The sequence below is a fragment of the Cyclobacterium xiamenense genome (assembly GCF_009467825.1).
GTDB classification, from domain to species: Bacteria; Bacteroidota; Bacteroidia; order Cytophagales; family Cyclobacteriaceae; genus Cyclobacterium; species Cyclobacterium xiamenense.
The window spans coordinates 188,204-201,571 of the sequence record NZ_WIOK01000010.1 but is presented as its reverse complement, the minus strand read 5'-3'; the positions used below and the strand labels follow the sequence as shown (position 1 = coordinate 201,571).

13 protein-coding genes are annotated in these 13,368 nt (G+C 43.1%); 5 read left to right on the top strand and 8 right to left on the bottom strand.

The genetic code is table 11. The features are described from left to right. Positions 1–307 precede the first annotated feature (307 nt). Both GCU44_RS10085 and GCU44_RS10080 read left to right on the top strand, forming a co-directional pair. Positions 308–517, top strand: coding sequence for a hypothetical protein (locus GCU44_RS10085; RefSeq protein WP_154856280.1), 210 nt, complete (start codon positions 308–310; stop codon positions 515–517). After that, entirely contained in the window at positions 489–830 is a 342-nt protein-coding gene (locus tag GCU44_RS10080; protein WP_206670824.1) for a hypothetical protein, read from the top strand. The genes GCU44_RS10085 and GCU44_RS10080 overlap by 29 nt, the downstream gene beginning before the upstream one ends. Before the next feature lie 139 nt (positions 831–969). Here the strand turns inward: GCU44_RS10080 and GCU44_RS10075 are convergent, their stop codons facing one another. Further along, the gene (locus GCU44_RS10075) at positions 970–2,169 is read right to left on the bottom strand and encodes a DUF4221 family protein (protein WP_154856279.1); all 1,200 of its coding nucleotides are present in this window, start codon (positions 2,167–2,169) and stop codon (positions 970–972) included. Positions 2,170–2,337: 168 nt separating this feature from the next. Here GCU44_RS10075 and GCU44_RS23195 point away from each other — a divergent pair, with 168 nt between their 5' ends. The 3 genes from GCU44_RS23195 to GCU44_RS23185 are packed head-to-tail and all read left to right on the top strand — an operon-like array spanning position 2,338 to position 4,781. Then, the gene (locus GCU44_RS23195; RefSeq protein WP_206670823.1) at positions 2,338–2,868 is read left to right on the top strand and encodes a hypothetical protein; all 531 of its coding nucleotides are present in this window, start codon (positions 2,338–2,340) and stop codon (positions 2,866–2,868) included. After that, a complete protein-coding gene (locus GCU44_RS23190; RefSeq protein WP_241684899.1) occupies positions 2,817–4,139 on the top strand; it encodes a carboxylesterase family protein in 1,323 nt (440 codons plus the stop codon). Before GCU44_RS23195 ends, GCU44_RS23190 begins: the two co-directional genes overlap by 52 nt. A gap of 18 nt (positions 4,140–4,157) precedes the next feature. Further along, a complete protein-coding gene (locus tag GCU44_RS23185) occupies positions 4,158–4,781 on the top strand; it encodes a hypothetical protein (protein ID WP_206670822.1) in 624 nt (207 codons plus the stop codon). A gap of 217 nt (positions 4,782–4,998) precedes the next feature. Here the strand turns inward: GCU44_RS23185 and GCU44_RS10065 are convergent, their stop codons facing one another. The 7 genes from GCU44_RS10065 to GCU44_RS10035 all read right to left on the bottom strand — a co-directional run bounded on the left by GCU44_RS10065 (position 4,999) and on the right by GCU44_RS10035 (position 13,336). After that, complete coding sequence (locus GCU44_RS10065; protein WP_154856278.1) at positions 4,999–6,126, bottom strand: ATP-binding protein; 1,128 nt, start codon at positions 6,124–6,126, stop codon at positions 4,999–5,001. Positions 6,127–7,305: 1,179 nt separating this feature from the next. Beyond that, positions 7,306–8,457 (bottom strand): ATP-binding protein, encoded by a 1,152-nt coding sequence (locus GCU44_RS10060; protein WP_154856277.1) that lies wholly within the window; start codon positions 8,455–8,457, stop codon positions 7,306–7,308. 1,034 nt (positions 8,458–9,491) lie between these two features. Further along, entirely contained in the window at positions 9,492–10,094 is a 603-nt protein-coding gene (locus tag GCU44_RS10055; RefSeq protein WP_154856276.1) for a DUF6134 family protein, read from the bottom strand. A gap of 243 nt (positions 10,095–10,337) precedes the next feature. Next, positions 10,338–10,733 carry a type II toxin-antitoxin system VapC family toxin gene (gene vapC / locus GCU44_RS10050; protein ID WP_154856275.1) on the bottom strand — a complete coding sequence of 132 codons (396 nt, stop codon included), beginning with the start codon at positions 10,731–10,733 and terminating at the stop codon, positions 10,338–10,340. A 3-nt stretch (positions 10,734–10,736) separates the two neighbouring features. Then, a complete protein-coding gene (locus GCU44_RS10045) occupies positions 10,737–10,928 on the bottom strand; it encodes a type II toxin-antitoxin system VapB family antitoxin (protein ID WP_154856274.1) in 192 nt (63 codons plus the stop codon). 61 nt (positions 10,929–10,989) lie between these two features. After that, positions 10,990–12,135 carry a DUF4221 family protein gene (locus GCU44_RS10040; protein WP_154856273.1) on the bottom strand — a complete coding sequence of 382 codons (1,146 nt, stop codon included), beginning with the start codon at positions 12,133–12,135 and terminating at the stop codon, positions 10,990–10,992. A 64-nt stretch (positions 12,136–12,199) separates the two neighbouring features. Beyond that, positions 12,200–13,336: a DUF4221 family protein gene (locus tag GCU44_RS10035; protein WP_154856272.1), complete on the bottom strand. Its 1,137-nt coding sequence runs from the start codon at positions 13,334–13,336 to the stop codon at positions 12,200–12,202. Positions 13,337–13,368 lie beyond the last annotated feature (32 nt).

The following is a 13,368-nucleotide window of genomic DNA, read 5'->3' as shown; positions in this document are numbered from 1 at the left end:
ATAAAATGAAAGAAGGGATTTTTGAAAATCTAATACAAAGGATGGTGGCGAAGCCACCGTATCCGTACAAAGCCTTTATTTGATAAGTGCCTTATTCAAAAAAATAAATTTGTTCATGATCAGGGATTAAGTAAGTAACATAAAAAAAAATATTTTTTAAAAGGGGATTTTAGTCTGCTTTTGTTCACTATTTTCTTTTTTAATGATTTCACAAAATTCCGGCAGGGAATAATTCAATAGATCCGCCTTGAAATTTCTTCAGTTTATCAATTAAACCTTATATTTAGGATATAAATAAGCTTCCAACATGGAAATCAAGTTTCAAACCAAAGAAGAAAGCAACCGGGAGCAACGGGAAGTATTTCTTCGATTGGAACCGAAAGATCGATTTTATCACTTTTTGGACCTTTGCGAAAATCTGAAGAAACTTCCCGTCAAAACACCCAGAAAAGCTCCTTTGGACAATTTTATAATTGGAATCAAAACCCATGACAAAAATCTGGAAGGAGAACATTGATGCCTTTTTAAGGGAAGCATCAAAGGAAGGGGTTAAAATGCTTTTGGATGGGGGTGGTGCAGTCAATTTTCATGGCTATCAACGGCACTCTGCAGATGTGCATTTTTGGATAGATACGTCTGAAGAAAATTTCTCCAAGCTACTCCAGGTTTTTCAACGAATGGGATATGAGATCGACAGCTTTCCTGATAAAGTTAAAACCAAGCAACAAAATATATCCGTTAAATTTTCTCCTGCTGATCTAAACCTGCAATTGATTACCAATTTTCAGATTGGAAAAAGCTTTGATGAGGCCTTTGCAGAAAGCGAATAAGTAGAAATTAGGGATAATGGAGTATTTAAATGGAATGTCCTTAATTTAAATGACCTGCTTGAAAGTAAAAGAAGAGCCGCCAGACCTAAAGATTTGTTAGATATCTTAGAGCTGAAATCAATTCATGGGATGAAATGATTTAGTTTTCAATGAGCGATACCCCCTCCGAAGGGAATGTTCGTCTCCCCAGGTCCATCGACAGTCTTGCAAAACCCACTTCGTCTTCCACATTTACAAACATCCAGATCTTTCCGTCCTTGACAAAGTGCTTCTGGGGCGGCATGCCGATGTCTGCCACCCTGGTCTCTGCCAACATGTCCAGGTTTTCGTCAAACAGGGTCAGAAAGACCTCAGCAGAAGTGGCTGAGGGCCACTGAAAGCTTTCCGTATTCGGTTCTTCCAATACTTCTTTGTGCGAAAACCGGTAGTACACTTTATTCTGTTCGTCCCAAACAGGAGCGGAAAAATTGATTTCTCCCCTCACTTGCCGGATGGCCTCCAAAAAACCTTCCTGGGTATCAAACTCCCTGGCCCCGGGAACCGTCTTTTCGTTTTCGGTAAGCTGACTATGGTAGGTGAATACCCGTAGGCTATCCGTCTCAGGCAGGTACTGGTAGAGTTCGTTTCTGAGATTACTTCCCAGCAAGATTTTGCCTCCCTCTCGAATCAGATAGGTCTGAGGGCCAGATACCATATAGCCCTTTCCATCTGTAAATTGCAACTCAAAATTCTTAAGATTTTCAAATTGCGGAATGGACATTTTTTTGGTACTGCCTTCGTTTAAATCAACCCGCATGAGTTCCGTCGATTTTGCTTCGAAGCTTCTTAGAAAACCCAGGTACTGGTTTTCCTGATCCGGAAGATTCATCTCCACCAGAAAGGCCTGTCTATCGTCGGTTTCAGCACCATCAGTGATTAATTCCTGAAATTTCAGTTCCTTCAACTTCTTACCATTCAGGTCGAAAATTAGCGGATTCGGAAAGGTGACGATCAGCACATGATCATTGTCCATGAGAAAAAAAGACCTGAAAAAATCACCCGTGCCGTTAGGGCCTTCCTTTTCAAAGGGCCGCTTCCGGACAAGCTTTTTTTCATCCAGATCAATCTGTTCGAAGCTATGATCATGCTGATTGTAATTGTACAAATACTTTCCGTCCGGGGAAAGGTCCGAATTGTACAACCTTCCCGCCACAAAAAGCAACTCCTCTCCGGGATCAATGAGTACCGTGTCCAGGGAATAATCCAGGGAGGTACTGCCACTCAGGTTTTCCATTCGGTTTTCGCTGGTACAGGCTATCTGAATTAGAAAGAATACCAATAAGGGAAAAATCTTTGCCATAACTTTATACGTTTAGAACTATAAATTTAAAAATTATGATTCAAAAACCTATTAAAAAGTTAATTTTAAATCAATAAAATTAATACGGACTAACGTTATTATCAGATCAATATGTCTATTTTTGGGGCAATCCTTTAATTAATTATTTCTCCAAGACTCGATAGTTTTATGAAATTTGTTTTCCACCATTACCTGAAAGTATATTTTTTGATTAGCTGGGTGCTTTTAGGGATATCTCCTGCCGATGCCCAAAACAGCTCCACTTTTACTACCGGCCTCTATCTGGAAAATATTCACCGCTATGGCAGGGAGGTGATCTTTACGGATCCTGTCGCGTTCCAGTTGGCTGAAGGGACTTTCCAGAAGCCGCAGGAAGGACAGGGAATTTCCGCCGATATTGATGGTGTTTGGAAAACCATCCAGCCCGCAGAGGACGGTAAATTCAAAGGGCGGATACGAAGTGGGTACCTGTACCTTACCTATGATTCGGAGAAAAAGCAAAATACCCTATTAAAAGTAAGTGGAAGTAGTATGCTTTATGTCAATGGTGTTCCGAGAGCAGGGGATATCTACGGGGACGGCTGGCTTTACCTTCCCATTACCCTGGAAAAAGGTGAAAATGAAATTTTAGCCAGATTTAACGGGCTTTGGTCGGGATTGCTGCAGAACTACTGCTGGATCAAAAACCTTCCCTTCTAAAAGTAGAAGATGCTACCCTGCCGGACATTGTCCTGGGACAGGACAATAGAGCCCTGTTGGGAGCCGTGGTAGTCATCAACAATACCTCCAAGCCCATTAGAAATGCCAACATGGAAGCCCGGCTAAACGAAAAAGTGGTAAGGACTCCACTTCCCACCATTCCAGCCATGAGCATTCGGAAGGTAGGCTTTGAAATAAATGCCGGTGATATTTTGGAAACGGGAGCATATACTTGTTCACTTGATTTTTTGCTGGGAAACAAAGTAGTCGATAATCAAACGCTAAGCCTGGATGCAAGAGAAGGCACAACCCATTACAAGCAGACATTTGTCAGCGAAATAGATGGCAGCATTCAATATTATGGAGTGGCCCCGCAGATGGACGGTGGAAGTCCTGGTTCGGCCTTATTTTTATCCGTACATGGTGCAGGCGTGGAAGCCATAGGGCAGGCAAGGGCGTATCAACAAAAAGACTGGGGAACCTTGGTAGCCCCTACCAATCGTCGGCCCAGGGGATTCAACTGGGAAGACTGGGGCAGGATAGATGCCATGGAAGTCCTGGACCTGGCCATGGAAAAATTCCAACCCGATCCCTCCCGGATCTACCTGACCGGGCATTCCATGGGTGGATACGGCACCTGGTATTTGGGAGCCACCTTTGCCGGAAAGTGGGCAGCCATCGCTCCCTGTGCCGGATACCCCACCCTGATGGGCTATGGCTCTGCAGACGGAAAAATCCCGGAAAACCCGGATAGTGAACTGGAAAAAACCCTGTTAAGGGCCAGCAATCCCAGCAACGTACTTGAACTAGCGAAAAACTATGCTGCGGTAGGGGTCTACATTCACCATGGCGACAATGACCGGGTGGTTTCGGTCAACTATGCCAGACAAATGCGGGGCATCCTGGCAGCATTTCATCCGGACTTCAGCTATTACGAATATCCGGGAGGAAGCCATTGGTTTGGCAGTGAAAGTGTAGACTGGGCTCCTTTATTCGATTATTTTAAATGGCATGAGCGTAGCCCCGACAGCCTGACCCATACCATTGACTTTTCTACGGCCAATACCGCCGTTTCCTCCAGCAACAAATGGCTGCATATCCTGCAACAGGAACAATCCCTGGCCTACAGTCGGGCCCGCCTGGAACGCGATAGGGAAGCGTTGAAAATCAGCGGGACAACAGAGAATATTGCTGTATTGGGCATCGATACGCGGGATTTTTATGGCGGTACCAGGATCTCGTTGGAAATCGATGGACAAGAGTTGGCATGAGAAAATGAAAATGCCTCCATGCTCTACCTTCACAAAAACAACAACAGCTGGCTACCCGGACCAAAACCCGATGCTTCCGCCAAGGGCGTCCTTCGCAATGGTACGTTCAAAGAACCCTTTAACCACCGGATGATTTTCGTGTACGGCACCTCGGGTACCAAAGCCGAGAATGAATGGGCTTACAATAAGGCGCGTTTTGATGCAGAAAGCTGGTATTACCGGGGCAATGGTGCCGTTGATATCGTTTCGGACAGGGAGTTTGAGTTGAATAAATACGCTGACCGTGGCATCATCATCTACGGCAACGCCGACACCAACCGGGCTTGGAAGCCTCTCCTCGGCCACAGTCCCATACAAGTTACCCGCAATGCCGTCACAATGGGAAGCGAAATGCTGAGTAAGGATGATTTGGGAACCTATTTTATGGTTCCCCGTAAGGACAACAACAAGCTCGGTGTCGCGGTGGTCAGTGGTACAGGATTGAAAGGTCTGCATACAGCAAATGCCAACCAATACTTTGCCGGTGGAAGCGGGTTCCCGGATTTCGTGGTTTTTACCTCCGAGCTGCCGGTAAAAGGTGTTGAAGCCATCAAGGCTGCCGGGTTTTATAACAATGACTGGACTTTGCCCGTCGGTGAATAAAGAAATAATAAGTTCTTTTCTCATGCGTAAGTGGTCATATAACCAAATTCCACTTTTCCAAAGGAAAAATGTCTAGGATCACATTTTTTCAAAGGAATAATTGAGATAATTTACATTTTATTAAACCAAAAAATAATCGCGCTGACGGGTGAATGCATTACCTATCGGTTAATGGAGGTGTCAAAAGGAACAAAATCAGGTATTCAGGCTTAACATGCTATTGTTCAACTGGTTCCACAAAATCCCTGAAATTCTCCTTTGAAATAACCTCAACACTGGTATTGTATGTGTTTACGAATATTGCCGGAATATTCACTCTGGCTTTTGGATTCCATTTGAATTCAAATGCTGTAATCTTTCCATCTGACTCCTCCACGTAGTCAATTTCCTGTTGGTACCTGGTCCGCCAAAAATAGGTATTGCAGTACCTTTTGTAATAATGGTTTCGCTTAAGCCTCTCTGACATTAGGAAATTTTCCCATAGAATGCCTGTATCATTTCGCAATCCAACCGGGTTAAAATTTTGAATGATTGCATTTCTGACGCCATTGTCGTAGAAATAAATCTTCCGGTTGGTTTTGATCTCGTTGCGAAGGTTACGGCTAAATGAAGTTATCGGAAAAACAATGTAGGACAGTTCCAGTAAATGAATATACCTTGAAACCGTGTTCTTATCCACCCCAGTTAGCTGAGCCACTTCATTGTAGCTCACTTCACTACCGACCTGAAAGGCCAGCGCCTGCAGAATTTTTTCCAGTGCTTCTGGCTTTTTGATATCGCCCAAAGAGAGAATATCTTTAAACAAATAACTTTGGGTAATCTCATTAAGGATTTCCCTTTCCTCCCCTCTATTATTAAGAACATCAGGATAATATCCGTATATCAAGCGATTCTCCAGGTCTCTCAGGGCATCCAAATATCCGAGCGATTTCTCATATTCTTCGTAGGAGATTGGATACAGGAAAAATTCGAATTTTCGTCCTGTCAGCGGTTCATTGGTGTAATTTCGTAGCTCAAAAGCCGATGAACCGCTCACAATCAACTGAACGTTCTTGAATTGGTCGTGAATAATTTTTGCAGTAATCCCAATATGCTCTATCCGTTGTGCCTCATCTATAAAAATGATCCTTGAATTTCCTATTATGGTTTCAATCTCTTTGGTGTTTGGATTGGTCAGCCTCTGCCTTACCAATGGGTCATCTCCATCCAGAAAAAGAAACTCTCTTCCCTGTAAAACGGATCGGATAAGTGTCGTTTTGCCAACCTGTCTCGCACCGATCAGGATAATGGTTTTCCCCTTGAATAGCTTTTGGGATATCTGACGTTGCAGGCTTCTTTCAATCATGGCAATTTTTTTTGTATTCACCAAAATTACCGATTTTTGGTGATTTTATTCACTAAAAATACCGCTTTTTGGTGATTTAAAGAATTAATAGGCTGGCGAATTATTTGACTTCTTTCCGTATTAGCAAACTCCTTCCCCATGCCGAAGCCTGAAGGGCTGAAATCGCAATAACCCCGGGAGAAACCCGATGGGGGACTGCGGGTACCCTGCCTTCACTCAACCCCGGCAGGGGTTGAACATGATCCTGCCTACCGCCTGTCCTGGGGGTGTACAGCCGCTCCTGCTCTTCTCCGGTCTAAGGGAAGCCGTCAGCTCAAGGACAATTGGTCTTGTGAAAGTGTCTACATTAGGTTCAACCCCTACCGGGGTTGGTTATAATCGGTAGTCCGGGAGCCGTGGGCTGCACCCACGGTTATTGTTGTTCAGGCCCTTCAGGCCTATGCTCATTGAGATAATCATTAACCGCCGTGAAGAGTCCTAAAGGAATTAATTTTACCTGAACCCTGCCCTAACAAAACAGGTCTCAAATCACTTCTGCCAAAAGGTACCAATTGGACTCCGAAGCCTGAAGGGCTTCAACAATAATAACCCCGGGCGAAACCCGGGGTCTACCGAAATCCAGTCTTCACCCAACCCCGGCAGGGGTTGGTGATGAGCGGTAGTCCGGTAGCCGTGGGCTGTACCCACGGTTATTGCTGTTCAGGCCCTTCAGGCCTGGGATACATTGGGAAGTCAGTAGGAGCAGAATAGGAAATCAAAAGTGTTTTATCTGATTCCAGCTCAATTATTCTGACTGAAAATCTAAATTTACTTTCGAATCAGGTTCTAGCTAGTGGATTCATTTGAGTTCTTACCCAATTATTGAAGATCTTCTCGGAGCAGAAGCCTGAAGGGCTTCAACAATAATAACCCCGGGCGAAACCCGGGGGGCGGCGAGAACCCAACCTTCACCCAACCCCGGCAGGGGGTTGAACATGGGCTTACCAACCTACTGGCCTACCCGAAAATAATGTCTCCACTACAGTCCTCGGATCGAAAAACAACACTGTACGCACGACAATAGTTAATCCCAAAATAGCAGCTAGACCTAAAGATTTGTTGGACATCTAAGAATTGAAATCAATCCATAAGTTGGAATAATTCACATTTTAAAAGGAATCATTAGTTTTCCCTGTGACATTACTTTTTAAGAGCTTCACAAAATTCCAACAAAGAATAATTCCTCACCCCTCCCTTCAGCGGGTAACCTTCTTTAACCCGGGAAATAACCGCCCCCTTAGCGGCCTTCGTATCCTCCATGCTTATTAAAAAGCCTTTACTGATTTTGGGTGAAAGGGTATTTTTGATTTCGATCGCCCATTCAACTCTTCCAGATTTTACCAATAACAAATCACACTCCGCACCCTGATGGGTACGGTAGAAGTAATAGTGGTAATCCGGTCCAAGCAGATTGATTATCTGCTCGATGACAAAGGTCTCCCAGGAAGCGCCAATCAACAACTGATTGATCAATTCATCATACGACTTTACACCAACCAACGTATGCAGCAGTCCTGTATCCCGGATATATACCTTGGGAGATTTGACCAACCTCTTTTTAACATTTCGGTGATAGGGCTGAAGGATCCGGACCATAAATGACCCTTCCAGGAATTCCAGGTAACGGGTTACTGTAGGCCGGGTTATCCCAAGTGCCCGAGCAAAATTATCTCCGTTCCACAAACTCCCCTGCACATGGGCCAACATCATCCAAAATCGTTCAACCAGCTTTGGATCTGTATTCAACCCCAATAAGCCAAGGTCTCTTTCAATATAGGTTTTGATGAAATTTTCCCGCCACAAATAACTCACCCGCTTAGTGGATGCCAGGAATGACAGGGGATAACCTCCCCGCATCCAAAGACGCTCCATTTCCTCAATTAATATTTCTTTCAGCGTAAAAGGAGTGAGCTCAATATATCCTATCCTCCCCGCCAAGGAATCCGCACTACTACGAATAAGGTCGGGTGATGCTGAGCCCAAAAGGATAAACCTTCCCGGCCTTCTGTCTTCATCAATGGAACTGCGAAGCTCTGCGAAGAGCTCAGGCATTAATTGAATTTCATCGAGAATAACGGTATTACCTTTATGGTTCGTTAGAAACAATTCCACATCACTCAGTTTAGCCCTATCACTGGCCTTTTCAAGATCCAGGTAAATTTTATTTTTTCCCCAGGAAAGATTCTTGACCAAGGTAGTTTTTCCAACCTGTCGTGGACCCACAATCCCTACTGCCGGGAATATTTCCATATATTCTTCAAACAGTGCCTGTATATACCTTTGCTTAACCATGGATTGAAACAGATTCCATGTAAATATAAGTGAAAAAGTGAATCTTCAAAACCAACTTACCATGAAAATCGAACATAATATTTTCGATTTTCATGGTAAATTTATTCTTCACAAATCGAAAAGATAGTGTTAGATACAAAAATAGTTGATCTTCTAAAGGCAGTTACGCTAGATTCAACCCCTACCAGAGTCGGCGATAATCGGCAGTCTATCAGCCGTGGATTACACCCACGGTTATTGTTGTTCAGGCCCTTCAGGCCTATGCTCATTGAGATAATCATTAACCGCCGTGAAGGGTCCTAAAGGAATTAATTTTAGCTGAACCCTACCCTAACAAAACAGGTCTCAAATCACTTCTGCCAAAAGGTACCAATTGGACTCCGAAGCCTGAAGGGCTTTAACTACAATAACCCCGGCAGGGGTTGAACATGTTCCTACCAATCAACTGTCCTATTTGGAAATTACGTTTGCTCTCCAACCTCGGTGGGATATAATGGTGTATTAACCATTCACCCACTTTCGGCATTTGAAATAGCGAACCCAGATAAACAGGGTTTGCAACCCTGCCGTCGCATTTAATCGTAATTAAAGGCATTATTGAACCGACCTATCCATCAAAGTAATCCTAAGAGAAATTTTGAATCAAGACAAAAAAATCCTTCCTCCCGCCATCCTGCCGCGCCCCTCGGTTTTTTGTCGGCCTAACGCTCTTTTCATACATCAATAATATTCCCTTTTGATTTTTAGTCTCTTCAATACAAATGAGACTCGAGTAAAAAAACCATCCAACATAAATACCCACCTGGTAATATTAATGGAATAGGAATAGAATTACTATAAACTTCTTCGAACAGATATCACAGCTACCAAGACTGGATTTGTGGAAATATATCCTTGAATCACCTATAATACCCCTTATATGACCTCCTATGCCTTATATGGTTCCCTGTTACTTCAATCATATAGGTACCTATATAATGTCCGATAAAAAATTCATCCCCAGGGTGGTGGTGAAATCGGAAAATCAGCAACCATCATTCCTTCCGCCGTATCACATAATTCTTAATGGGACTGTGCATGCTGACCTCCTGCAATTTGCCATTCTCGTATTGGTAGTTGTTTTCGTTTCCTTCCACATAGGTATCGTAGGCCCCGTTTCCTTTGGAGGTAATGCTGGCAAACTGGCCGTGGTTTTCGGTAATCATTCTTTTTTTACCTTTCGGTTCCTCAAAAAACAAGCGCACCGCACTGTAGTCGATTTTTTCACTGACCTGATCATTGAATTCATACTTATAGGAATTGGCCCGGACCTCATAGACCCCGTCTTCCAGCCAAATCCTGGACAGAAAATCCCCTCGGTTGGTCTTTTTTTCTACGGATGATTCGATAAACTGCCCCTGATGGTATTTTACTTTGGTGGTATAATCCAGGTTGATCCGCCCAAAAAACCAAAAGCTCACCTCACTTCTCAGCAAAAAATACGTTGTATCGGCTTTGGTTTCTTTGGTGGCTACCATGTCCCCAATGTTGATCCCCAGAATGGAAATCTCATATTCATGCCTTTCCTGGGCTTGGAGCAGCATGGGTGAATAGAGTAAAATCAAAACAACAGCACTTGTAAGCGTATTTTTTAACATTAATTTATCAATTTGAAGGCTAATCTTACTAATAGCAAACTTCAGTCCGATTTAAAACAGAAGAGACATAAATATAAACTTACCAAAAAAACCTCAAAGGTTGATGATTGCAGATTTGGGATTGGAAAGTAGCGCATGTACATGTGAGATTGATCCACCAGCCTGGTCCACAAAACACTAATAAGACATAGACACTTACCCTTTTGAAATAATGGTAAGATTACCGTATAACCGGTAATAATCCTACGTAAAAAGTTTGATTGGAAAATACCTTGAGATATGGTCAAAGTCTCTATCTGCATGATAGAAAGTAACATCAAATGCCAATGCGTAGGATGCAATTAGGCAGTCCATGCTTTTGCGGACGGTGACACCCTTTTTTCTTAAATTAAAGTATAATTTAGCGGCATTCACGGCCATCATCTTAGGGTCAGCTTCCAAAAACCGGAGGCTAATCAATTGATCGGCTAGCTTATCAAATGTTGCAAGATCTCTTACTCCCTGTAGAATTTCCTGAAGTATCGGAGGGCAAATACAAACCTCATTGCTGAGAATATGTTTCCGGACTATCCGAACCAGTTTTTCATCCTCTCCCCTGAAAAATTCTATCCAGATGCTGGTATCAATCAAAAGAACCATTTTTTAATCCGTTCTCATTCGTTCCAAATTTTCCACCCAATCAATTTTACCGGCCATACCTGCCAGTTCCTCCCGCTTCAATTTTTGAAGAAAGTCTTTTAGTGCTGCATGAACGATTTCTCTTTTGGTTTTCAAGGAGGTTTTGTTCAGGATTTCATCCATCAACTTATCATCGATCTCGATATTGGTTCTCATCCTATTTTAATTATACACCAATATAATAAGTTTTTTACACATTCCTATCCTTTTCCTGAAATCATAAATCAATCGACATGCGCACAAATCCCATCTCATCCTCCAGGTTGACAAACAGCCAAAGCATCCCATCTTTAACAAAATGCCGTAAAGGTTTCTCGGTTAAAAAGGGAAGCTCGACCTCCCTTATCAGGTTCAACTCCTCATCGTACAAAGCCAGGTAAACATTGGCTCCGGCAGGTTGGGGAAAAAGTCCTTCCTTTATTTCGCTTTCATAATAATTCTCGTAAAATAACCGCCAATACCGCTTGTTCTGCCCATCGTAAACAGGCAATAAATAATGAGGTCCTTCCATGAATTGCTGAAAGTACCTGGAAAACTCACTTGCAGCAGCAAAATCACGCCCTTTTGCCATATTTTCCGACTCCATCCACTCACTATTGGAGGAAACCACCTTGATGGTATCGGCTTTCGGATCGTAAAGGTAAAATTCACTTCCGATCTCCGCCCCAAACAAGACGCCACTGTCTACTATTTCCAGGTACGTTTCTACTTCGTGATAGGCATAGTTTTCCCCATCATTTAAGGAAGCGGTGTAATTCCCTAACTTATCCAATAAAGGTAACGAATAGCGGTGGATTTGATGTTGGTCCAGATCCAACCTGACAAACGAAGCCAGCTCATTTCGGAAAGCTTTTGCAAGGCCATATGCTTCCCCCTCACCGGAAGGATCAACCTGGATTCCGATCAGGGATTCCTTGTCGCTGAGAACATCCCCGGAAAATCCCTTCGGATCCAGCTCCCAGGAATGGTCAAGCTTGCCACTTTGGTCAAAGACCTTTACCCCATTCCATGTGCTGAAGAAAATAGCTCCTCTCTCCCATCCCCTGAGGGAATGGAAACCCCTTAGTCCATCGGGACCTTCTTTTTCAAAGGGAATTTTTCGGTCCAGAACCAGGCAATCCAGGTCGATTTTTTCGAGTTGGTGTTGCTCCAGGTCAAAATTGTACAGGTATCGACGATCCGCACTCAGTCCGGAAAGCTCAAGCCCCCACTTGAGAAACAACAGTTCCTCTCTCGGATCAATCTGTACGGTATCCACGCTGATTGTGAGTTCCTGAATCTCCTTTTCCGCCGGAGAACCGCAAGACGCCAGCATAAAAATCAAACCAAATACAAAGCATAAAATGTCAAGCGGATTTTTCATTTGAACTTAAATTAGAAGTCGGGTAGATATCAGATGTAAAATGGGGTAAATCATATATTCGAATTCACAAATCAATATTGAGACGGACAAAGCCCAGCTCATCCTCCAGATTGACAAACAGCCAAAGCATGCCGTCCTTGACAAAATGGAATCCGGGTGGTTTCGTTAAATCTTCAACAAGGGATTCTGCAATCACGTTAAAATCAGCATCAAATACCGTCAGGTATACGGATGATTTATACACTTCCTCCTTAATAGCAGGGCTTGCAATGTTGACAGCTTTATGGGAAAACCGGTAGAATCGATTGTTTTTTTCATCCCAAACGGGAGCCATAAAACTGATTTCTTGTTGTACGCTTTGGGTTTCTATCTTAAATTCCTCCTCTGTTTCTGTTACCTGGTTGTATTTGCCTTTTTTCCTATCTTCCGTAAGCATAGGCTGATAGTTGATTTTTTTTAAAGTATCTAAATCGGCATCGTAAAGCAGGATTGTATTATTTACCTCATTGGTAATGACGTAATTGCCTTTGTGCTTAGAAATATTGGCTGAGGGAAAGGACATTTGTACTCTAGAAGGACTACTTAGCACAAATCGAAAGTTCTCCGGTGCATCCAAAGGAATCGGAGTCTTCTTCAAATGTCTGAAACCGGAATCCAACACTCCCAAGGAAAAGGATTTTTCCCTGGCATTTCTAATCAAGCCCACCATCTTCTGCGGATCAAACATATAGGTATTCAGAAATTCAAAACGTTCGCCCTTAATCAACCGGTCCCCGTCGAAATCTATCTCCGCAATGGGGAATTCAGCCACCTTTCTCCCTTTCAAATCAAAAATACCGACTTTTACGTAACCTAAAAACGCCACCAATTCGTCTGATATCAGATCCATTCTATATACCATATCTCCAACTCCATCAGGACCTTCCTTTTCGAATGCCAGTTTATCTTCAAGCTTCCTACTGTTTAAATTGATTTTCTCAATGGTGTGGTCGGAAAGGTTGAAATTATAGAGATAGTCTCTTTCGGCCTCCAGCGAAGCCATCCGAAGCCCTGCATTTAAATACAGCAGTTCATTTCCCGGATCAATCATTACTGTATCCAGAGAAAACTCCAGGTTAGTTATCCCCTGATTTCCAAACTTCTCTTTTTCGCCACAACCTATAAGGCAGCTGCATAAATAAATTACCAAAAACTTTCTCATTTTATAGCTAATTTCTTGGGAGGATGGTGAAT